Genomic DNA, 20,181 nt, shown 5'->3' on the forward strand with positions numbered 1-20,181 from the left:
CTCTCTGGTTCCTCTCAGTTTACTATCGACCGCGCGGGGACCTCGCTCGACCGAAACGGGAGAAATCGGTCGTCTCCCGGCCATAAGAGTGAAAACCCGAATCTTAATTACGGTGCAAAATAATGGCCACATAACGGACAGATGGCCCAAGCGACGACTCGAACCGGCGTACCGAACGAGGGCGGGGAGCCACCGGCGGGTCCCTCCCGGGAGACGATGTTCGACCTCCTCGGCAACTCACGGCGGCGCCGCCTCCTCCGCCACCTGATTGAGGACCCCGAGATAACGCTGACCGACCTGAGCGCGCGCATCGCGGCGTGGGAGAACGACACGCCCGTCGCCGACCTCTCCTCGCGCCAGCGAAAGCAGGTGTACTCCTCGCTCTACCAGACCCACATCCCCCGCCTGAGCGACCACGGCGTCGTGACCTACGACGCCGACGCCCGGACGGTCAGGCTGACCGCCGACCCGGACCGCCTGCGTCGCTTCCTCGACGTGGACGAACCCCGGCAGGGCCGGCCCTCCCACCAGTGGAGCCGCTACTTCCTCTGGACCGCGGTGATCGGCAGCGCCGCCATCGCGGGCAACTGGCTCGGGACGGCGCCGGCGACCCACTTCGGGACCGAGGACCTCTACGGCCTGCTCACCGTGACGTTCATGATGCTCAGCGTCTCGTTCGTGATGGCCGTCGAGGGACCGAAGCTGCTGCGACTCCTCGACTGAGCGGTTCCCGTCGCGGGAACCGCGGGTTTCCGCGGAAGCCTGGAACTGGTTCGTCTTCTATCGCTCTCTACGAGTCCGCCGCCAGAGATTGGTCGGTCACGAGGGCCTCGCTGTTCAATCGTCGGGATCTGCGAGAACGCCGATTAGACTTGCTCGACCACGCAACGGCAGGTCTCGTAGTCTAATCGTCGCTCTCTGCGAGAGTGATGACTGAATTTGCTCGGCCACAAGGGCCTCGCAGTTCAGTCATCACTCTCGGTCTTGATGTCCGCGCTGAGTCCCTGCGCCATCTCGATGTCCTTCGAGTTGTTCATCGTCCAGGCCGTGCGCTCGGTGACCGCCTCGATGGCCTCGCGGGCGCTCGGGTAGCCGTTGCCGGACTTCTTGACGCCGCCGAACGGGAGCTGGACCTCCGCGCCGATGCACGGCAGGTTGGCGTACGCCAGGCCCAGTTCGGCCTCGTCGCGGAACTGGTTGATCTGGCGGTAGTCCTCCGAGATGACCGCGCCGGCCAGCCCGTAGGGCGTGTCGTTGTGGATCTCGATGGCGCGGTCCACGTCGCCGGAGTACTCGACGAGCGCGACGTGCGGGCCGAACACCTCCTCCTTGATGCACCGGAGGTCCGGGTCGTAGTCGACCTCGTAGACGAACGGGCCGACCCAGTAGCCGTCCTCGTGGTCCTCGGGGATCTCGTCGGGTTCGAGTTCGGCGCGGTCGACCAGCACGTTCGCGCCCTCCTCGCGGGCCAGGTCGTTGTACTTGTGGAACTTCTCGACCTGCTGCTCGTCGACGACCGGGCCCATGAAGGTGTCCTCCTCCAGCGGGTCGCCGACCGAGACGCTCTCGGCGAGCTCGACGAACCGCTCCTTGAACTCGTCGTAGACGTCCTCGTGGACGATGAGCCGCTCGCTGGAGACGCAGCGCTGGCCGGTCGTCTTGAACGAGGACATCACCGCCGAGTGGACCGCGATGTCGAGGTCGGCCTCCTCGGTGACGACGATGCCGTTCTTCCCGCCCATCTCGCAGGCGGCGAGCTTGCCGGGTTCGCCGCCGACCTTGCCGGCGATCTTGTGGCCGACCTCGCTGCTGCCCGTGAACAGCACGGTATCGACGCGGTCGTCCTCGACGATGGCGTTGCCGGCGTCGCCGAAGCCCTGGACCATGTTGAACACGCCGTCGGGGATGCCGGCGTCGACCATCATCTCGGCGATGATCTGGCCGCACCACGGGGTCTGCTCGGCGGGCTTCCAGACGACGGTGTTGCCCTCGACCAGCGCGATGGCCATGTGCCAGAACGGGATGGCGACCGGGAAGTTCCACGGGGTGATACAGCCCACGACGCCGCGTGGCTTGCGCCGCATGTAGGCGTCCTTGCTGGGGATCTCGGAGGGGACCACGTCGCCGTGGGGGTGGCGGGCGTTGCCCGCGGCCCACTCGACCATGTGGGCGGCCTCGACCACGTCGGCCTTCCCTTCCGAGATCTCCTTGCCGCACTCCTTGGTCACGATCTCGCCGAGCTCGTCGGTCCGGTCCTTGAGCTCGTGGTAGACGTCCCAGAGGTACTCGGCGCGGTCGATGTACGAGAGCTCGCGCCACTCCTCCTCGGCCTCCTCGGCGGCCGCGAGGGCGTCGTCGACGTCCGCCTCGGTCCCGCGGTGGAACTCCCCGAGCACCTCCCGGTTCGAGGGGTCGACGCTCTCGAACGTCTCGTCGCCGTGGCCCTCGGTCCACTCGCCGCCGATGTAGTGCTGGTAGGTCTGCTCGCTGGCTTGCTGGCTCATGCTCTGGCAAAAATTGGGACGGGCACGACTAAAAAGTCTCTCAATTCGGGTCGTTCGGGCGAGAAGTTGGCCATCCGTATCGCCGGACGGCGCCGGAGTCAGTCGTTACTGCGAGGCTGATACGACGTCACGTCCCTTCGGCGTCGGCCAGCTTCTCGACCTCGCCCTTGACGGTCACCGCGTCGAAGTCGTGGTCCGGCCGGATGTTCACGAAGTCGAGGAACTCCCGGGCCGCGAGCAGCTGGTCGGGCGGGTAGTGCTCGGCCGCGGCCGCGACCGCCGCGCTCGCGCCGATGAGCGGTTCGAGCGCCCCCAGCGCGCACGCGATGTCGTACGACCGGGCCTCCTCGATGGCGTCCTCCCGGACGCTGGTCGCGTCGATGAAGTACACCTCGCCGTCCTGCACCAGGACGTTCTCGCCCCGGAGGTCGCCGTGCGCGAGCCGGTTCTCGTGCATCACCGCCAGCGCACCGAACACCTCGGGGGCGAACCGCTCGACCTCCTCGGGCGACAGGTCGTCCAGGATCCGGAACTCGGGCAGGTAGCCCATCACGAGCACGCCCATGCCGTCGACCTCGAACGCCTCGACCGGCGCGGGGACGTTGAGCCCGATCTCGCGCATCCGGCGGGTCGCCTCGAGCTCGTGCTCGCACATCTCCAGCGGGTCGGCGAAGTGCTCGAAGAACCCCTCCGTGCCCGACGAGAACGCGCCGAGGTTGCGCGCGCCCGTGAACAGCGCGTGGACCAGCGAGTTCTGGTCGGTCACGATCTTGACGAACCACTGGTCGTCGACCACCGCGGGGGTCGACAGCCAGTTGTCGGCGTCGAGGAACTCGACGCGGAGCTCGGACTGGTCGTACCGCCGCGCCAGCTCGGCGAAGACGGCCTCGAGGCGCTGCCACTCGATGGTCCCGCGGACCAGTCGCCGGATGCCCATCGGCCGCGACTAGGCGGCCGGCCCTCAAAAAGCCACTTGCCCGCGCCGACTCCGGCCCGCGGTTCGAACTGCTCACATCAGCGAGGCGATGACAGACGCGGCGTAACCGATGACGGCCAGGGCCGTCAGGACCAGCACCGACCGCAGCGACGGGAGCGCGTCGGCTCCGAGCGACGCCGACGCGGGGAGCGAGACCGCCCACCACAGCTCCAGACTGCCCCAGACAAGCAGGACGCCGGCCAGCGCGAACACCGCCAGCACGTCGTAGAACCCCATCCACCACGGGAAGAAGTAGCCCAGCAGCGCGTTCTGGACGCCGACGGGGACCGCGCTCCGGACCGCCTCCTCGAACCGGTCGACGGGACCGTCGACGGTCGTCCCCCGGTGGGACCGGATGCCGGCGCTCGCGGCGCTCGGCCCGCCGGCGCTCTCGTCGCCGGTCCCGAGCCGCTCGGCCTCGTACGCCCGGTCGACGGGCAGCCGCCAGACGATCTCGCCCCGCCGGTTCACCTCGAACACGCGGTCACCGATGGTGTCGGTGACGAGCGTGTGACCGTTCGGCAGGCGGTCGGCGTCGCGGGGCCACTGCATCCGCTCGTCGGTCCACGTCCAGGTCCGGTTCCACCCGCCGTTCTGGCGCTGGTACTCCACGATGCGGTCGTTCTCGGAGTCGGCGACCACCACCGCCGGGCCGCCCGCCGACTCCGGGATGTAGTCGGGGTTGTGCTGCTCCCGGAGGACCGAGTAGTCGTTCTCGCCGCCGAGCGTCCAGTTCGCGACGATGCCGCGGCTCCGGTTCAGGAAGGCGACCTGGTCCTGGTTGCGGAGGTCGACCATGACCCGGCCGTCGTCGAGCAGTTCGACGTCGTTGATGTGGACCCAGTCCTTGTCGTAGCTCCCGCCGCTGGTGATGGGGAGCTCGCTCTCGGCGGTCCAGGTCCACTCCCGGATGCCCGACGAGGTGTTGACCAGGAAGACCGCCTCGTTGCCGATGTCGCCGACGAGGATGTGGGTGTCGTTGATGACGTCGACGTCGTGCCACCGGCCGCCCTCCATCCGGTGGCTGTACAGCCGCGTGCGCTCGCCCGTGGTCAGGTTCAGCCGTTCGACCACGTTCCGGCGGCAGTCACCGCGGTCGGAGAGCAGCGGGCCGCCCCCGCAGACCGACTCGTTCAGCCACTTCGAGGCGACGTACGTGACCGTGCGGTCACCGCGAGGACTCGGGTCGACGTCCCAGTAGGAGCTGTGCCGCTCCGTCTGGTAGAGCACGGTCCCGTTCGGCCGGAACGCGACCAGCTCCCCCGAGAGCCCCCGCATGTCGCCTCGCTGGACCGTGACGACCGTGACGCCCGACCGATGGCCGACCACCCGTTCCCGTTCGCCGGGCGCCAGTTCCGCCGCCCGGTCGTACCGGGCGTTCGGCGACTGTCCCGCGGTGACGAATCCGGCGGCGAGTGCGAGGACCAGTCCGAGGCTGAGAGCGCCGAGGGCGGCGCGGGTCGGCGTTTGGGCATTCACACGGCCTGGTACGGCGGTGTCCGTCAACAGCGTTGTGGCGGTGACGACCGGGTCCGGAGCGGCGTCGTCGGCGTCGGAACCGCTCGCTTCGGTGACTTTATACTCCGGCTCGCGCAAATTTTGCGCATGGATTTCGGACTCTCCGACGAGCACCAGATGATCCGCGACGAGGTGCGTCGGTTCTGCGACGAGGAGATCGAGCCCGTGGCCCAGGAGATCGAGGACGAACACCGCTTCCCCGCCGAGATCTTCGACGAGCTCGCCGACCTCGACATGATGGGCGTGCCCGTCAGCGAGGAGTACGGCGGGCTGGGCGGCGACCAGCTCATGTACGCGCTCGTCACCGAGGAGCTCGGCCGGGTGTCGGGGTCGGTCGGGCTCTCCTACGCGGCCCACGTCTCGCTCGCCTCGAAGCCCATCGAGCTGTTCGGCACCGAGGCCCAGAAGGAGCGGTGGCTCCGGCCGCTCGCGGAGGGCGAGTACCTCGGCTCGTGGGCGCTGACCGAGCCCGGTAGCGGCTCGGACGCAAGCGACATGGACACCACCGCGGAGAAGGACGGCGACGAGTGGGTCCTCAACGGGACCAAGCAGTTCATCACCAACGCCAACGTCGCCGGGTCGGTCCTCGTCAAGGCCGTCACGGACCCGGGGGCCGGCTACGACGGCATCTCGACGTTCATCGTCGACCCCGAGGAGGACGACGGCTTCGAGGTCACGACCGTCTGGGACAAAATGGGGCTGAACGCCTCGCCGACGTGCGAGATCCAGCTCGACGACGTCCGCGTCCCCCAGGACCGACTGCTGGGCGAGGAGGGCGACGGCTGGGACCAGACCAAGAAGACGCTGGACGGCGGCCGCATCTCCATCGCCGCGCTGTCGACCGGCCTCGCGCAGGGCGCCTACGAGGCCGCGAAGGAGTACAGCACAGAGCGCGAGCAGTTCGGTCAGCCCATCTCGAAGTTCGACGCCATCCGGAACAAGGTCGTCTCGATGGACCGGAAGGTCGAGCGCGCCCGGCTGCTGACCCACCGCGCGGCCTGGAAGTACGACCGAGGCGAGCCGGTCACCCGCGAGAGCGCCCTGGCGAAGCTCGACGCCAGCGAGGCCGCCCGCGAGGTCGCCGAGGACGCGGTCCAGACCCTCGGCGGCTACGGCTACACCGAGGACTTCGCGCCCCAGCGGTTCTTCCGGGACGCGAAGCTGATGGAGATCGGCGAGGGCACGAGCGAGATCCAGCACCTGGTCGTCGGGCGGGAGCTCGGACTGTAGCCCGGCCCTGGTCGGGGAGCTATTCTTCCGTTCTCAGGAGCCCGTAGAGGGACGCGTCCACGCGCTCGCCGTCCACGTAGTAGTGGTCGCGCAGGTGACCCTCCTGGCGGAATCCGGTCCTCTCGAGGACGCGCCGCGAGGCGTCGTTCCACTCGAAGACGCGCGCCGATACCTTCCGCAGTCCCCGGTCGTCGAAGGCGTACCGGACGGCGAGGTCGGCGAGCTCGGTGGCGTAGCCGTTGCCCTGCTCGTCGGGCGCGACCCAGTACCCCAGTTCTGCCCTGCCGGCGACGTCGTCGATTTCGAACAGCCAGACGAAACCGACCCGCTCCCCGTCGACACAGGCGACGAAGTGGACCGACTCGTCGTCGGATTCTTCGAAGAACTCGGCGACATCCTCGCGGGTTCGCGGGGTCGAGCGAGCGAACCCCCGGCGAACCTCGGGGTCGTTCCAGTGCCGGTGGACGAACTCGTAGTCCGCCGGCTCGACCGTCCGGAGCGTCAGTCTGTCACCGCGGAGGAACGCAGCGCCGGCCATGCGGTCGCGTTCGGAGGTTCGCGGTATAACGGTTTCTCACACGTTTGACGGTCGCCCGGAGCGAAAACTGGGTCCGATAGTCGACGTTCGGGAACGCACCCCGAGAAGTCCGTTCGACCCGGTGGCTGTCCGAGTCCGGTCGTTCGGGAAGCAGAGAGGAGAGCGGACCGACTAGAGCTGCACCGCGTCCTTCTCGGAGAGCGACGGCGGGATGCTGTGGTGGTAGGTCATCGCGCCCGCCGAGGTGACGATCTTGATGGTGAACTCTTCACCGCCTTCGAGTCCGCCGGCGTTCCCTATTTCGTCCGCGTTGATGGTGATCCGGAACCGGTCCTCCTGGTTGTGCAGCACCGGGAAGGTGTCCTGCTTGTCCTTGATGGCGGAGAGGTTGAAGTGGTTTGCATCAGCGGTCGTCCCGTTCTGCAGGATCTTTCCGGTGTCGGGACCCAGCCACTCGACGGTCGCCGTCGAGAGGTTGATGTCGCCCGACCCGGAGTTCTTCATCACGGTGAGGTTGACCAGGTGGACGGTCTGGTCGTTGCCGACGATGCCGACGCTGCTCACGACGTTCACGCGGTTCGTCACGCTCGCGGTGCTCTCCTCGCCGGTCTGCTCGGACTTGGTCTGGAGGAAGCCCGCGGTGTTGATGAGCACGCCGGCCGCGATGGCGGCGACCAGCACCATCGCGATGAACACGATGAGGGTGCCGATGCCCACCTGACCGCGGTCGACCCGCCCGTTCTCGATGTCGAACATGCTTCTCTTCTGGACCACTCTTCTCGCACAGAGGACATAAATCCCCGAGACCATTATCACAGCTGAAAATACTCGGTCTGTGGCACGGTATCAGGGGTAGAGGCGTTCTCTCCGCAATATGAGCGTAGATAGATAATAGAATTGTATCCAGTGTGATGGTGGATAAAAAGGCGACTTCGGACCCGTTCGGTCACGTTCCGAACAGCTCCGGGTGGAGTCCCGATACGGATTCGGTCCGACCGGGGTCCCGGCGGTCGAGCCGTCCCGCGACGGGCGTCCACGCCCGGGAGCCGCGGCTCAGGGCCAGTTGCCGCTCTCCTCGTAGGCGTCGACGACCCGCCGGATGGCGACCACGTAGGCCGCCGTCCGCATGTTGGGCGCGCCGGTCCGCTCGTAGGTCTCGACCAGGTTGTCGAAGGCCGCGGTGATGATGCGTTCGAGCTCCTCGTTGACCCGCTGCTCGGTCCAGTAGAACCGCTGGCGGTTCTGGACCCACTCGAAGTACGACACCGTGACCCCGCCTGCGTTCGCCAGGATGTCCGGGAAGACGTAGGTGTCGGCCTCGGCCAGCACTTCGTCGGCCTCGGGGGTGAGCGGGCCGTTCGCGGCCTCGACGATGACGTCGGCCCGCACGTCGCGCGCGAGGTCGCCGTCGATTGCGTTCTCGAGCGCGGCCGGGACCAGCAGGTCCACGTCGAGCGTCAGCACGTCCTCGTTGGAGAGCTCCTCGTCGGCGCCGGGGTAGCCGACGACGCTGCCGGTCTCGTTCTTGTGGTCCTTGACGTCGACGGGGTTGAAGCCGTCCTCGGCGTAGATTCCGCCGCTGGAGTCGCTGACCGCGACGACGTTGGCGTCGAGTTCGTGGAGGAGCTTGGCCGCGATCCACCCGGCGTTGCCGTACCCCTGGACCGCGACCTCCGCGCCCGCGATGTCCCTGTCGAGGTAGTCGAACGCCTCGCGGGCGGTGAGCATCGTCGAGCGACCGGTCGCCTCGACGCGGCCCGCGCTCCCCCCGGAGTCGGGTGACTTGCCGGTGATGACGCCGGGCTCGGTGGTGTTCTCCAGCGTCTCGTAGGTGTCCTTGATCCAGTTCATCTCGCGCTGGCCGGTGTTGACGTCGGGCGCGGGGATGTCCTTGTCCTCGCCGATGAACGGCCGCAGCTCCTTGGCGAACGACCGGGTGATGCGTTCGAGTTCGGACTCGCTGTAGTCGTCGGGGTCGATGACGATGCCGCCCTTGCCGCCGCCGTAGGGGATGTCGACGACGGCGCACTTGTAGACCATCCACCCGGAGAGGGCCTTCACCTCGTCTCGGGAGACGTTCGGGTGGTAGCGGATGCCGCCCTTGTAGGGGCCGCGGTCGCCGTTGAACTCCGAGCGGAACGCCTTGAACACCTCGATCTCCCCGTCGTCCATCTCGACCGAGAGGTTGGTCTCCAGCACGCGCTCGGGGTGTTTGAGCCGGTTCAGCACGTCGTCTCCCGCGTCGACGTACTCGGCGGCGTCGTCGATCTGTTCCTGCAGGCTCTCGAAGGGGTTTGCTTGCTCGGACATGGTGGGAAGTCGTACCGTCGGGTCGGAGGTTCGTTACTACAACTCATACAGTTTCCGGAAGCGGAGGAGCCGCTTCGCCGCGCGTCCGGTCTCCCGCGACGCTCTCTCCGCCTGTCGACCCCCGCCATCCCTATCCCCGCCGGACCGTAAGTATGTGTATAAGGACCTAAGTGGAATCAATAGCATTAATATTTTAAGCGCCTGCACGGACCACTTCTCTACCAATGTCCTCAGGCACGACCGAAGCCGCGGAACCGGCGGACGCCGACGAGCAGACCGAGCAGCCGGAGTCGGCGCTCGAGACGGCCCGGCGACAGCTCGAACACGCCGCGGCCCACCTCGACGTCGACGAGGGCGTCATCGAGCGCCTGAAGCACCCGACGAAGGTCCACCGCGTCGCGGTCCCGCTGAAGCGCGACGACGGCACCGTCGAGGTGTTCACCGGGTACCGCGCCCAGCACGACGACGTCCGGGGTCCCTACAAGGGCGGCCTGCGCTTCCACCCCCACGTCAGCGAGGAGGAGTGCGTGGGGCTGTCGATGTGGATGACCTGGAAGTGCGCCGTGATGGACCTCCCGTTCGGCGGCGGCAAGGGCGGCGTCGTCGTCGACCCCAAGGCACTGAGCGACGACGAGAAGGAGCGGCTCACCCGCCGGTTCGCCGAGGAGCTCCGGAAGTTCGTCGGCCCGAAGAAGGACATCCCGGCGCCGGACATGGGCACCGACGCCCAGACGATGGCCTGGTTCATGGACGCCTACTCGATGCAGGAGGGCGAGACCATCCCCGGCGTCGTGACGGGCAAGCCGCCGGTCGTCGGCGGCAGCGAGGGCCGCGAGGAGGCGCCCGGCCGGTCGGTCGCCATCGTCGTCCGCGAGGCCGCCGACTACTACGACTACGACCTCGAGGACACCACGGTGGCGGTCCAGGGGTTCGGCAGCGTCGGCGCGAACGCCGCCCGCCTGCTCGACGACTGGGGCGCGAACGTCGTGGCCGTCAGCGACGTCAACGGCGCCATCTACGACCCCGACGGGCTCGACACCCGCGCGGTGCCCTCCCACGAGGAGGAGCCCGAGGCCGTGATGACCCACGACGCGCCCGAGAAGCTCTCGAACGAGGAGATCCTCGAACTCGACGTGGACGTGCTCGTGCCCGCTGCTATCGGCAACGTCCTCACCGCCGACAACGCCGGTGACGTCCAGGCCGACATCGTGGTCGAGGGCGCCAACGGCCCGACCACGTTCGCCGCCGACGCCATCCTCGAGGAGAACGGCGTCCAGGTCATCCCCGACATCCTGGCGAACGCGGGCGGCGTGACGGTGTCGTACTTCGAGTGGCTCCAGGACATCAACCGCCGCCAGTGGTCGCTCGAGCGCGTCAACGAGGAACTGGAGACCCACATGCTCTCGGCGTGGGACGACGTGCGCCGGGAGGTCGAGGCCCGCGACATCAGCTGGCGCGACGCCGCCTACGTCGTGGCGCTCTCGCGGATCGCCGAGGCGAAGTCGACCCGCGGGCTCTGGCCCTGAGCTGACAGCACCGCAGGACCGCTTCGGACGCTACTCCTCTTCCGCCGCCTCGGCGTAGGCCAGCACGCGCTCGGCCCGCGCGATCAGGGGCGGGTCGATCATCTCGCCGTCGACCCGGAAGACGCCCCGGCCCTCGGCGTCGGCCTCCTCCTTCGCCTCCAGTACGCGCTCGGCCCACTCGACCCGCTCGGGGTCGGGCGTGAACGACTCGTTGATGGGGTCGACCTGCGCGGGGTGGATGGCCAGCTTCCCGTCGTAGCCCAGCTGGACCGCGAACTCGGTCTGTTCGCGCAGTCCGTCGACGTCCTCGAAGTCGGTGTGAACCGTGTCGATGGCGTCGACGTCCGCGGCGCTGGCCGCGAGGACGACGTGCTCGCGGGCGTGGAGGACCTCCGTCCCCTCGTCGGTCCGGGTCGCGCCGAGGTCGGCCGCGAGGTCCTCGGCGCCGAACACCAGCGCGTCGACCTCGCGGACCGCGGCGATCTCCTCGGCGGCGAGCACGCCGGCGGCCGTCTCGACCAGCGCGAGGATCGGCACCTCCGCGCCGCGCTCGGCGAGCAGGTCGGCGAGCGTCTCGGCGTCGGCCGCGCGCTCGGTCTTCGGGAGCATCACGGCGTCGAGCGTGTCGGCGGCCCGGGCCGCGTCGTCGCCGTCGGAACCGCTCAGGATCCCGCGGAGGTCGTCGTCCGCGGCGATGCCCGTCGGGTTCACCCGAATGCAGACCTCGCTGTCCGGCGCGAACTCTGGATCGGCCAGCACGTCCCGGACCGCCTCTCGCGCCTCGTCCTTGGCGTCTGGCGCCACGGCGTCCTCCAGGTCGAACACGATCACGTCGGCGCCGGCGCTCGGCGCCTTGCGCATCATCTCCGGGCGGTCGCCCGGCGTGAACAGTAGGCTTCGTCGCGGCATGCGCGACACCACGCGCTCCGAGGGTTCAACTATTCCGGAAGCGCGAGCGCCGTGACGACCCCGCCGCGGTCGGCCGCGTAGGCCGTCCCGTCGGCCGCGGCCACCGGCGCGACCACGGCGTCCGCCGCCCGGTACCACCACAGAATCGTGCCCTCCTCGGCGTCGATTCCGCAGACGTCGCCCGCCTCGGTCCCGACGAGGACCGCGCCGTCGGCGACCGTCGGCGACGCCCAGATCCGCGCGCCGAGGTCGGTCCGCCACGACACCGACCCGTCGTCGGCGTCGAGCGCGTAGACCGACCCGTCGGCGCTCCCCGCGAAGACGGTCCCGTCCGCGACCGCCGGCGACGCCCAGACGGCCCCGTCGGTCTCGGCGCGCCAGCGCTCCCGGCCGGTCACCGCCGAGACCGCGCACACCCGGCCGTCGTCGACCGTGCCGAGGTACGCGGTCTCGCCGTCGACCGCGGGCGCTCCGGCGACCGCGACCGCCGGCTCGAACCGCCAGCGCTCCCGGCCGTCGGTCCGGTCGTGGGCGTAGGCACCGCCGGCGAGGCTGGCGAGCAGGACGCGCTCGTCGTCGACGCCCACCGCGCAGAGCGACCGCGCGGCGTTCCGGAACGTCCGGAGCCGGGAGCCGTCGGCGGCGTGGAGGGCCGCGACCCGGCCGTCGTCCGCCGCGGCGAAGACGGTACCGTCGGCGACCGCGGGCCTCGCCTGGACGTCACCGTCGGTGCGGAACGTCCACCGCCGGTCGCCGGTCGACGCGTCGAGCGCGAGGACCGCACCGCCGCTCGTTCCCGCGTACACGGCGTCGTCGGCAATTGTCGGTCCGGTCACCCGGCCCCGGGTCCGGACCGACCAGCGCTCGGTCCCGTCGGCGAGGTCGATCGCGTGCGTGCAGCCGGTCGCACAGCCGAGGTACGCCGTCCCGTCGCGAACGACGGGCGCGGTCGCGACCGGCCCGTCGGCCCGGAAGCGGAAGCGGACCCGCGGTCGGGCCGGAGCGGGGATGCGGTCGCGAGCGTCGTCGACGACGGATTCGGCACCCGTCCCGTCGTCGGCAAGCCGGTCGTGCGGAACGTCGGCCCGCGCCGGACGCGAACGCGAGTGTCGCGGTTGCGACTCGCGTGCGCCCGACCCGCCGGCCGGGGGCGTCGCGCCCCGCGGCGTCCCCGGCGCCGCGTCGCGGCCGGCGGTCGCGCCGACGCTGTCTTCCCCTGTCGGCTGTCGCGCCCACTCGAACCGGCTTGCGTCCTCAGACATGGTGAGCCTCGGCTGTGACTGACTGCGACCCGATTTATTCGGGACTTATGCTTTGTTATGCGGTGATTACCGGTCCGCAGGCGCCGCCTGACGCCGACGGCAGCGGTCGCGAGCCGGTTCGACGGTCGGGCCGGGACGACGCCCGGACGCGCCGAACCGGCGGGATTTTTGCCCGGCCGAGGCGACAGTCCGCGCGTGACTGGGCTCTACTACGAGGAGTTCGAGGTCGGCGAGACGATCGAACACGAGAAGCGACGCACGATCAGCGAGTCGGACAACCAGCGGTTCTGCGACATGACGATGAACCAGCAGCCGCTCCACCTCGACGCCGAGTTCGCCGCCGACACCCAGTTCGGCGACCGGCTGGTCAACGGCCTCTACACGATGAGCCTGGCGGTCGGGCTCTCGATCCCCGACACCACCGACGGGACCATCGTCGCGAACCTCAGCTACGACGACGTCGAGCACCCGAACCCGGTGTTCCACGGCGACACCATCCGGGCGCAGTCGACCGTGACCGACAAGCGCGAGACCTCCGACGGCGAGCGCGGCGTGGTGACGATGCGCGTCGAGGCGTTCGCGGTCGACCGCGACGACGAGGACGACGGCGAGACGCTGGTCTGCGAGTTCGAGCGGACGGTGCTGTCGCTGAAGAAGGAAGAGCAGTAGAGGTCCCGGACGAGAGGACCCGGCTCACCCCACGACCATCGCGTACAGCGCGAGGTTGACGACCGCTGCCGCAAGCCAGGGGACCGCGAGCCCCGCTGGGACGAGCAGACCGTGTCGCTCGGGCAGGAGCCGCCGGCAGCCCAGCCCGATTCCGACCGCGAACAGCTTCATCCCCACCATCGCCCCGAACCCGAACTGCCGGATGGCGGCCCGGGCCACCGGGTTCGACTCGGACAGCCCCATCCGGAGCCCGTAGTAGGTCGTGAGCAGGTCGCCGACGAGCGCCACCCCCACGAGTATCCAGAGCGTCCGCTCGGTCCTGCCGACGCCCGCCAGCGGATCGGTCAGGCGTCGTCGTCCGGTGCTGGCCAGCGCCGACCAGTAACGTCCGTCAGAACTCACGATTCCACGGACGACGAGACCGTCCATTGTTATACGGCTCCTTAGGCGCTGACACGCCGGATTAACGCCGCAGCGCGATCGCTCTCGCCGCGACATCGGGAACGCCGGAGAACCGGGTCGTCGGCGTCCGAACCGGCAGAAAACGCCGCGTTACAGCGACGACGCGTCCTCACAGGCCGGACCTGTTCGGCGCGCCGGCGGGGAGTCGCCGGCGTGGGTCGGCGTGTTCCAGCGCCGGTCCGCGGTCACAGCGCCGGTCGGCGAATCGGCAGCACCGGTCGGGGCGTCGGGACGGTCGTTCAGAGGGTGCACGACCGCCCGGAGAGTCTGCGGGGACGACCCGGAGAGTCGTGGGGACGGTTCGGCGAGTCGGCGGGGACGGCTTGTAGCGTCCAGGGGCCGGTCAGAGGATCGTGCCGTGCTTCTTGTCCGGCAGGTCCTTCTCGATGTCCTCGTAGAAGGCGAACCGGTTGCGGAGCTCGGTCCGGAGGGTGCTCGGCGGGACGATCTCGTCGATGACCACCTCGCTGGCCATCCGGTGGACGTCGATGTCCTCGCGGTACTCCTCGCGGAGCTCGCGCTCCTTCGCGGCGCGCTCCTTCTCGTCGTCGATCTCGGAGAGCTTCCGGGCGTAGACGGCGTTGATGGCGGCCTCCGGTCCCATGATGGCGATCTCGCCAGAGGGGAGCCCGATGACGCTCTCGGGGTCGTAGGCCGGCCCGCCCATCGCGTAGATGCCCGCGCCGTAGGCCTTCCGGACGACGACGGTCTGCTTCGGGACGGTCGCGGAGGAGGTGGCGTAGATGAACTTCTTGCCCTTCTCGAGGATGGCGTCCTTCTCGACCTGCGAGCCCGCCATGAAGCCGGGCGTGTCGCAGAGGTAGAGCAGCGGAATCTCGTAGGCGTCGCAGGTCCAGATGAACTCCGCGGCCTTCTCGGCGGCGTCGGGGAAGATGGCGCCGGCGCGCTGGGCGGGCTGGTTGGCGACGATGCCGACCGGCCGGCCGTCGATGCGGGCGAACGCGGTGACGATCTCCGTGCCGTACTCAGGCTTGAGCTCGAAGAACGACCCCTCGTCGACTACGCGGTCGATGACGTCGGTCATGTCGTAGCCCCGGTTGGGCTCCTGGGGGACGATCGAGTCGATACCTTCGGGGGACTTGGCGGGGGGCCGGCCCTCTGTTCTGGGCGGCTTCTCGTCGGCGCTGTCGGGCAGGTAGGAGATGAGGTCCGCGACGAGCTGCCGGGCGTGCTCCTCGTCGTCGGCCACGAGGTCGGCGCTGCCCGAGTGCTTGGCGTGGACGTCCGGGCCGCCCAGCTCTTCGAGGTCGATCTGCTCGCCGGTGACCATCTCGACCATGCGCGGGGAGGCGATGGCCATCGCCGACATGTCCCGGACCATCACCGTGAAGTCGGCGAAGACGGGTGTGTAGGCCGCGCCCGCGATGCAGGGCCCGTAGAGCACGCAGATCTGGGGGACCCGCCCGGAGAGCATCGAGTGGTTGTAGTAGTACTTCCCGATGCCCTCGCGGTTGGCGAAGAAGCCGGTCTGCTGGTCGATGCGCCCGCCGGAGGAGTCCATCAGGTAGAGCACCGGCTTGCCCGACTTCAGCGCGCGCTGCTGCATCCGGAGGAACTTCTCGACGCCCTTCTCGGCCATCGAGCCGGCCTTGACGGTGAAGTCGTTGGCCATGAAGTGGACCTCCCGGCCCTCGAACTCCGCCGCGCCCGTGAGCAGGCCGTCGCCGGGCAGCCGGTCGTCGGTGTCCGCGTCGACCTCCGGGCTGTCGGGGTGCCAGGCGTCGAAGTTGGCGAACTTGCCGTCCTCGAACAGCAGGTCGCCGAACCAGAGGTCGAGCCGGTCGCGGACGAACAGCTTGCCCTGCTCCTCGAGGCGCTCGCGGTACTTCTCGGGGCCGCCGAGCTCGATGTCCTCGATCTCGTCCCAGAGCGCCCGCTCGCGGTCGGTCGGCCCGAGGTCGTCCGTCGGCCCACCGGCGCCGGCCGCCGCCCCGTCGGTCGCTGTTCGTGCGGCCCCTGCGCCGGTCGACCCCGCTCCGCCGGCCCCTGCCTCGGCGACCGGCGCCTCGCGGACCGCCGCGGGCGCGTCGGCGTCGCCCACGTACACCTCCACCTCGTCGCGGACGTGCCGGGCGAGCGCCTCGGCGATGGCGGAGGCCTCCTCGTCGGTCGCACCGTCGCTGACGCGGACTTTCATGTCCAAGCGTCCGGCGAGCAATTTCAAACCGTTTTCCATTTGGGCGCGAATATTGCCGGCGGCGCCCGCCGCCGTGATCCCGCGCGCGGTTCACCCGACCGCGACTCGGCCGACCGTGTTCACCCGAGCGCGATGAGCGCGATGCCGACGACCGCGACCGCGCCCGCGACCAGCCGGAGCCCGAACCGGTCCTCGCCGAGCAGCAGGCCGCCGAGGACGACGGCGACGACGGCCTGCGTGTTGAGGATCGGCGAGACGATGCTCGCCGGGAGGACGTCGAACGCCTGGGTCATGAGGTGGGTTCCGGCCGCGACGACCGCGCCGAGCGCCGCGAACGTCGGCAGGGCCGCGCCGAGTTCGCCGGACCACTGCCGGGCCGCCAGCGGCAGGAGGACGACCCCGACGCCGCCGGTGTAGACCAGCACCCACACGTCCGACCGCACACCCACGCCCTGGAGCACGACGCGGGTCCCGACGTCGACCGCGCCGTAGAGGGCGGCGCTGCCGAGCGCGAGCTGGGCGGGTCGATGGGTCGCCGCCCGGCGAATCGGCGCGAGCAGGCCGGTCGACTGGTAGTTGGCGAGGTAGACCGCCAGCGTCGCGAAGCCGACGCCGACGACCTGGGACGGTGCAAGGCGCTCGCCGACCAGCAGCACCTCCAGCGGCAGGGTGAAGGCCGGGACCAGTTTGCCCAGCGGCGCGACGTACGAGACGTCGCCGGCGTTCAGCGCGTACAGCAGCGCGAGGTACGCCGCGGCGCTGGCGACCAGGACGAAGCCGATCAGCGCGACTCCCCGGAGGGTGAGTTCGCCGACCGGCGGCCCGTCCGCCGGCCGGAGCGCGACGACCGGGAGGTACCACGCGACCCCGGCCGCGTTGGCGCCGACGATGACCACCGCGGGCGGGTACCCCGAGACGTACCGCTTGAGCCCGAACAGGTAGCCGCCCCAGACCAGCGCCGCGACCGCCGCGTACCAGATGCCGAGTCCTACCACGACGCGGCCTTCTCTGCCGGCCGGGAAGAAACGCCCGGCCGAGGCCCGGCAGTCGGTGATCGTGTTTCGGCGGCCGGGTCGGGTGATTCGAGGGAAGTCGCTCCGCCGGGCCGCCGCCGGTACACTTTCCGGCGTCCGAGCCGACCGGATTGGCATGAACCTCGACTCGTACCTGGGCGACTTCGCGGAACGCGACTGGCAGACCGACGCGGAGGGGACCGTCCGGGTCGCGCTGCTCGGGCTCGGCGAGTTCGCCTGCGACCACGTCCTGCCGGCGCTGGAAGGCGACGCCGCGACCGACCGCACGCGGTTCTGCGAGGTGTCGGCGCTCGTCAGCGGCTCGCCCGAGAAGGCCGAGTCGGTCGCCGGCGAGTACGGCATCGGCGCCACGCTCACCTACGACGAGTTCGAGGCCGGCGATGGCGTCGACGCCTTCGACGCCGTCTACGTCGCCGGGCCGAACGCGCTCCACCTCGACTACGCCCGGACCGCGGCCGACCACGGCAAGCACGTCCTCTGCGAGAAGCCGATCGAGGTCAACGCCGACCGCGCCCGCGAGATGGTCCGGGCCTGCGAGGCGGCGGGCGTGACCCTGATGGTCGGCTACCGGCCGCAGGTCGAACCCGCCCACCGCCGGCTCCGCGAGATGGTCCGCGACGGCCTGCTGGGCGACCCGGTCGCGTTCCACGGCTGGTTCACGGGCCACATCCTGGCGGCGGGCGGCGAGGACCAGTGGCGGCTCGACCCCGACCTCGCGGGCGGCGGCGCCACGATGGACGTGGGGGTCTACCCCCTCAACGCGGCCCGGTTCCTGCTCGACGCCGACCCGATCGCGGCGCAGGCCACCACGAGCGCCCCGGACGCGGCGTTCGAGGGCCTGGACGAGCACGTCGCCTTCCAGCTCGAGTTCCCCGGCGGCACGACCGCCTCGTGCACCGCGAGCTACAACGCCCAGGGCGACGACAGGCTCCGGCTCGTCGGCACCGAGGGCCAGGTCGAGCTGAACCCCGCGTTCGACTCCGAGATCCAGCCGACGCTCGACGTCGAGATCGGCGACGAGCGCGCCGAGTACACCGGCTCGTACGTCAACGAGGTGGCCGAGGAGTTCGACTACTTCGCCCACTGCGTGCTGACCGGCGCCGACCCGGAGCCCGACGGCCGGGACAGCGTCGCCGACATGGAAGCGGTCGAGGCCGTCTACGAGTCGGCCGAGACGGGCCGGCGGGTCGAGGTCGGGGACGTCGGCGTCTGAGTAGGCTTCGCTCGGAACGCGGGAAAGCCGAGAGAAGAGGCCGCTTACGCGAACTGGGACTCCAGCCGGTCGATGAGTTCCTCGTTGCCCACGTACACCGGCGTGCGCTGGTGAACCCCCTCGGCGTCGGCGTCCAGCAGCGACTCCTGGCCGTTCGAGGACGCGCCGCCCGCGGTCTCGACGATGTACCCGATGGGGTTCCCCTCGAACTGGAGGCGGAGCTTGCCCTCGGGACGGGATTCGAGTTCCGGATACCCGAACACCCCGCCGTAGGTCATCACCTGGTTGACGTCGCCGATCATCGCGCCGCCGTACCGGAGCTTGAGCTCGTCCTCGATTTCGTGGGCGTAGTCGGCGAACCGGTCGGTCCAGTCGGGCACTCGACCGCCGAACCCGTAGACGGTCGGGTCGTCGGGAAGGCTCACGTCCTCGCGGACCGCCCGGCGCTCGTCGAACTCGCCGTCCGTCCCTTCGATGACGTACTCCGTCACCTCGCCGTCGCGCGCGACCACCATCGTCGTGATGGGACCGTAGAGGACGTAGGCCGCGGCCACGAGGTCCCGGCCCCTCGCGGGGAGGTCGGCGTCGTACACCCCGAGGATGGTGCCCATCGAGTTGTTGGACCTGAGGTTCGACGAGCCGTCGAGGGGGTCGACGGCAACCGAGAGCGGACCCTCGCCCGCGTCCACGACCTCGTCGCGCTCCTCGCTGGCGAACTGGCCCACGTCGTCGATGGCAGCGAGTCGCTCTTCGAGCAACCGGTCGGCCCACACGTCCGCCGCGAGTTGGGTCTCGCCGCTGGCGTTCTCCTCGTCGGTCTTCGTGCGTCTGCCGGCGAGTCCGCCTCGAATCTCGGGCGCGGACCGGGCGACGACCGCGATGGCTTCGCCGACGGGGTCGGCGGTGTCTGGCGCGGCGTCGGAGTCCGACCCGCTCATTCGTCGAGGGCTTCGTCGGCGGTGGCGCCCTCGAAGATGACCTGTTCGAGCGAGTCGAGGATGCGCTCGGGCTCGTCGCGCTGCCAGACGTTGCGGCCGACCGCGAGGCCCGACCCGCCGGCGTCCATGACCGCCTCGACGCTCGAGAGGAACTCGTAGTCGCTGACCTTCGACCCGCCGGACATCACGACCGGCATGTCGCCCGCGGACTGGACCGCCCACTCCATCGACTCCCGGGAGCCGGGGTACTTGACCTTCGCCATGTCGGCGCCGATCTCCAGCGCGATGCGGGTGGCGTAGGCGATGACGCTCTCCTTGGTGTCGTTCTTCAGCCCCTGGCCGCGGGGGTACGACCACATGACGACCGGCAGGTCGTACTCCGAGTGGGCCCGCTCCTGGACCTCGCGGAAGTCCTCGTACATCTCGGTCTCGTGGTTCGAGCCCGAGTAGACCGTGTAGCCGACCGCGTCGGCGCCGAGCTCGGCGGCGTAGTCGACCGTCCAGTTCTTTGGCGAGTAGGGCTCGCCCATCCAGAGGTTGCTCGTGCCGTTGAGCTTCGCCAGCAGGTTGACCTGATCGTCGTAGGAGGGGTAGTACCGCTCGGCGACCCCCTTCTGGACCGCCAGCGACGTCACCGCGTCGTGGGTCGCGATGTCGAAGATCCGCTCGGGGTCCAGCGTCTCCGGCACCGAACTGAAGTCGGCGGAGGGGCCGTGCTCGAGGCCGTGATCGTAAGCGAGGATGAGCGCCTTGCCGTCGCGCGTTACCGGGGAGTCTTCGAGTGGTATCATCCGTTTCGAAGTCCGGTAACATCGCATAAGAGTTTTACTGGTCGCGCGGGCGAGACGAAGTCGCTCCTGCGGGCACGAGAACGGTCGAGACGGGACGTGAGCCCGGTCCGCCGGGAGAGTACTTACTACCGAAATAGTAAAAA

The 20,181-nt window shown here is 69.6% G+C and carries 18 protein-coding genes; 5 read left to right on the forward strand and 13 right to left on the reverse strand.

Features of this window, described 5'->3' with window-relative positions; translation table 11 throughout:
* Positions 1 to 216 precede the first annotated feature (216 nt).
* Positions 217 to 723, forward strand: coding sequence for a DUF7344 domain-containing protein (locus ACQUQF_RS08620; protein WP_435177796.1), 507 nt, complete (start codon positions 217 to 219; stop codon positions 721 to 723).
* 242 nt (positions 724 to 965) lie between these two features.
* On the opposite strand, the gene ACQUQF_RS08625 is transcribed toward ACQUQF_RS08620, so the two are convergent.
* The 3 genes from ACQUQF_RS08625 to ACQUQF_RS08635 all read right to left on the reverse strand — a co-directional run bounded on the left by ACQUQF_RS08625 (position 966) and on the right by ACQUQF_RS08635 (position 4,959).
* Positions 966 to 2,504: an aldehyde dehydrogenase family protein gene (locus tag ACQUQF_RS08625; RefSeq protein ID WP_435177798.1), complete on the reverse strand. Its 1,539-nt coding sequence runs from the start codon at positions 2,502 to 2,504 to the stop codon at positions 966 to 968.
* 127 nt (positions 2,505 to 2,631) lie between these two features.
* Positions 2,632 to 3,441: an RIO1 family regulatory kinase/ATPase domain-containing protein gene (locus ACQUQF_RS08630; RefSeq protein ID WP_435177800.1), complete on the reverse strand. Its 810-nt coding sequence runs from the start codon at positions 3,439 to 3,441 to the stop codon at positions 2,632 to 2,634.
* Between the two features lie 72 nt (positions 3,442 to 3,513).
* A complete protein-coding gene (locus tag ACQUQF_RS08635; RefSeq protein ID WP_435177802.1) occupies positions 3,514 to 4,959 on the reverse strand; it encodes an arylsulfotransferase family protein in 1,446 nt (481 codons plus the stop codon).
* 126 nt (positions 4,960 to 5,085) lie between these two features.
* Between ACQUQF_RS08635 and ACQUQF_RS08640 the strand changes: the two genes are divergently transcribed.
* Positions 5,086 to 6,228 (forward strand): acyl-CoA dehydrogenase family protein, encoded by a 1,143-nt coding sequence (locus ACQUQF_RS08640; RefSeq protein ID WP_435177804.1) that lies wholly within the window; start codon positions 5,086 to 5,088, stop codon positions 6,226 to 6,228.
* Between the two features lie 19 nt (positions 6,229 to 6,247).
* Here ACQUQF_RS08640 and ACQUQF_RS08645 read toward each other — a convergent pair whose 3' ends face one another.
* The 3 genes from ACQUQF_RS08645 to ACQUQF_RS08655 all read right to left on the reverse strand — a co-directional run bounded on the left by ACQUQF_RS08645 (position 6,248) and on the right by ACQUQF_RS08655 (position 9,076).
* Positions 6,248 to 6,766: a GNAT family N-acetyltransferase gene (locus tag ACQUQF_RS08645; RefSeq protein WP_435177806.1), complete on the reverse strand. Its 519-nt coding sequence runs from the start codon at positions 6,764 to 6,766 to the stop codon at positions 6,248 to 6,250.
* Positions 6,767 to 6,937: 171 nt separating this feature from the next.
* Positions 6,938 to 7,522 carry an archaellin/type IV pilin N-terminal domain-containing protein gene (locus tag ACQUQF_RS08650; protein ID WP_435179506.1) on the reverse strand — a complete coding sequence of 195 codons (585 nt, stop codon included), beginning with the start codon at positions 7,520 to 7,522 and terminating at the stop codon, positions 6,938 to 6,940.
* 297 nt (positions 7,523 to 7,819) lie between these two features.
* Entirely contained in the window at positions 7,820 to 9,076 is a 1,257-nt protein-coding gene (locus ACQUQF_RS08655; RefSeq protein WP_435177808.1) for a Glu/Leu/Phe/Val family dehydrogenase, read from the reverse strand.
* A 224-nt stretch (positions 9,077 to 9,300) separates the two neighbouring features.
* Between ACQUQF_RS08655 and gdhB the strand changes: the two genes are divergently transcribed.
* Complete coding sequence (gdhB, locus tag ACQUQF_RS08660; RefSeq protein ID WP_435177810.1) at positions 9,301 to 10,602, forward strand: glutamate dehydrogenase GdhB; 1,302 nt, start codon at positions 9,301 to 9,303, stop codon at positions 10,600 to 10,602.
* Between the two features lie 30 nt (positions 10,603 to 10,632).
* On the opposite strand, the gene ACQUQF_RS08665 is transcribed toward gdhB, so the two are convergent.
* A complete protein-coding gene (locus ACQUQF_RS08665; RefSeq protein ID WP_435177812.1) occupies positions 10,633 to 11,511 on the reverse strand; it encodes an HpcH/HpaI aldolase/citrate lyase family protein in 879 nt (292 codons plus the stop codon).
* 29 nt (positions 11,512 to 11,540) lie between these two features.
* Positions 11,541 to 12,773 carry a PQQ-binding-like beta-propeller repeat protein gene (locus tag ACQUQF_RS08670; protein ID WP_435177814.1) on the reverse strand — a complete coding sequence of 411 codons (1,233 nt, stop codon included), beginning with the start codon at positions 12,771 to 12,773 and terminating at the stop codon, positions 11,541 to 11,543.
* Positions 12,774 to 12,968: 195 nt separating this feature from the next.
* On the opposite strand from ACQUQF_RS08670, the gene ACQUQF_RS08675 reads away from it, so the two are divergent.
* A complete protein-coding gene (locus ACQUQF_RS08675) occupies positions 12,969 to 13,442 on the forward strand; it encodes a MaoC family dehydratase (protein ID WP_435177816.1) in 474 nt (157 codons plus the stop codon).
* A 24-nt stretch (positions 13,443 to 13,466) separates the two neighbouring features.
* On the opposite strand, the gene ACQUQF_RS08680 is transcribed toward ACQUQF_RS08675, so the two are convergent.
* From ACQUQF_RS08680 to ACQUQF_RS08690, 3 genes are all read right to left on the reverse strand, one after another.
* Positions 13,467 to 13,871, reverse strand: coding sequence for a DUF5658 family protein (locus ACQUQF_RS08680; protein WP_435177818.1), 405 nt, complete (start codon positions 13,869 to 13,871; stop codon positions 13,467 to 13,469).
* Between the two features lie 376 nt (positions 13,872 to 14,247).
* Positions 14,248 to 16,062, reverse strand: coding sequence for an acyl-CoA carboxylase subunit beta (locus ACQUQF_RS08685; protein WP_435177820.1), 1,815 nt, complete (start codon positions 16,060 to 16,062; stop codon positions 14,248 to 14,250).
* Positions 16,063 to 16,181: 119 nt separating this feature from the next.
* Positions 16,182 to 17,057, reverse strand: a complete 876-nt coding sequence (locus ACQUQF_RS08690; protein WP_435177822.1) for an EamA family transporter — start codon at positions 17,055 to 17,057, stop codon at positions 16,182 to 16,184.
* A gap of 154 nt (positions 17,058 to 17,211) precedes the next feature.
* Between ACQUQF_RS08690 and gfo6 the strand changes: the two genes are divergently transcribed.
* A complete protein-coding gene (gene gfo6 / locus ACQUQF_RS08695; protein ID WP_435177824.1) occupies positions 17,212 to 18,309 on the forward strand; it encodes a D-xylose 1-dehydrogenase Gfo6 in 1,098 nt (365 codons plus the stop codon).
* A 44-nt stretch (positions 18,310 to 18,353) separates the two neighbouring features.
* On the opposite strand, the gene ACQUQF_RS08700 is transcribed toward gfo6, so the two are convergent.
* Positions 18,354 to 19,247: a class 1 fructose-bisphosphatase gene (locus ACQUQF_RS08700; protein ID WP_435177825.1), complete on the reverse strand. Its 894-nt coding sequence runs from the start codon at positions 19,245 to 19,247 to the stop codon at positions 18,354 to 18,356.
* A complete protein-coding gene (locus ACQUQF_RS08705; protein ID WP_435177827.1) occupies positions 19,244 to 20,038 on the reverse strand; it encodes a class I fructose-bisphosphate aldolase in 795 nt (264 codons plus the stop codon). Before ACQUQF_RS08705 ends, ACQUQF_RS08700 begins: the two co-directional genes overlap by 4 nt.
* Positions 20,039 to 20,181: the final 143 nt, after the last annotated feature.

Origin of the sequence: Halorussus sp. AFM4 (assembly GCF_051194995.1) — an archaeon.
GTDB lineage: Archaea > Halobacteriota > Halobacteria > Halobacteriales > Haladaptataceae > Halorussus.

Excerpts from the sequence above, each read along its gene's own strand:
- ACQUQF_RS08620 (WP_435177796.1), top strand. The coding sequence starts at position 217 with ATGTTCGACCTCCTCGGCAACTCACGGCGGCGCCGCCTCCTCCGCCAC.
- ACQUQF_RS08625 (WP_435177798.1), bottom strand. The coding sequence starts at position 2,504 with ATGAGCCAGCAAGCCAGCGAGCAGACCTACCAGCACTACATCGGCGGC.
- ACQUQF_RS08630 (WP_435177800.1), bottom strand. The coding sequence starts at position 3,441 with ATGGGCATCCGGCGACTGGTCCGCGGGACCATCGAGTGGCAGCGCCTC.
- ACQUQF_RS08640 (WP_435177804.1), top strand. The coding sequence starts at position 5,086 with ATGGATTTCGGACTCTCCGACGAGCACCAGATGATCCGCGACGAGGTG.
- ACQUQF_RS08645 (WP_435177806.1), bottom strand. The coding sequence starts at position 6,766 with ATGGCCGGCGCTGCGTTCCTCCGCGGTGACAGACTGACGCTCCGGACG.
- ACQUQF_RS08650 (WP_435179506.1), bottom strand. The coding sequence starts at position 7,522 with ATGTTCGACATCGAGAACGGGCGGGTCGACCGCGGTCAGGTGGGCATC.
- ACQUQF_RS08655 (WP_435177808.1), bottom strand. The coding sequence starts at position 9,076 with ATGTCCGAGCAAGCAAACCCCTTCGAGAGCCTGCAGGAACAGATCGAC.
- gdhB (WP_435177810.1), top strand. The coding sequence starts at position 9,301 with ATGTCCTCAGGCACGACCGAAGCCGCGGAACCGGCGGACGCCGACGAG.
- ACQUQF_RS08665 (WP_435177812.1), bottom strand. The coding sequence starts at position 11,511 with ATGCCGCGACGAAGCCTACTGTTCACGCCGGGCGACCGCCCGGAGATG.
- ACQUQF_RS08670 (WP_435177814.1), bottom strand. The coding sequence starts at position 12,773 with ATGTCTGAGGACGCAAGCCGGTTCGAGTGGGCGCGACAGCCGACAGGG.
- ACQUQF_RS08680 (WP_435177818.1), bottom strand. The coding sequence starts at position 13,871 with ATGGACGGTCTCGTCGTCCGTGGAATCGTGAGTTCTGACGGACGTTAC.
- ACQUQF_RS08685 (WP_435177820.1), bottom strand. The coding sequence starts at position 16,062 with ATGAAAGTCCGCGTCAGCGACGGTGCGACCGACGAGGAGGCCTCCGCC.
- gfo6 (WP_435177824.1), top strand. The coding sequence starts at position 17,212 with ATGAACCTCGACTCGTACCTGGGCGACTTCGCGGAACGCGACTGGCAG.
- ACQUQF_RS08700 (WP_435177825.1), bottom strand. The coding sequence starts at position 19,247 with ATGAGCGGGTCGGACTCCGACGCCGCGCCAGACACCGCCGACCCCGTC.
- ACQUQF_RS08705 (WP_435177827.1), bottom strand. The coding sequence starts at position 20,038 with ATGATACCACTCGAAGACTCCCCGGTAACGCGCGACGGCAAGGCGCTC.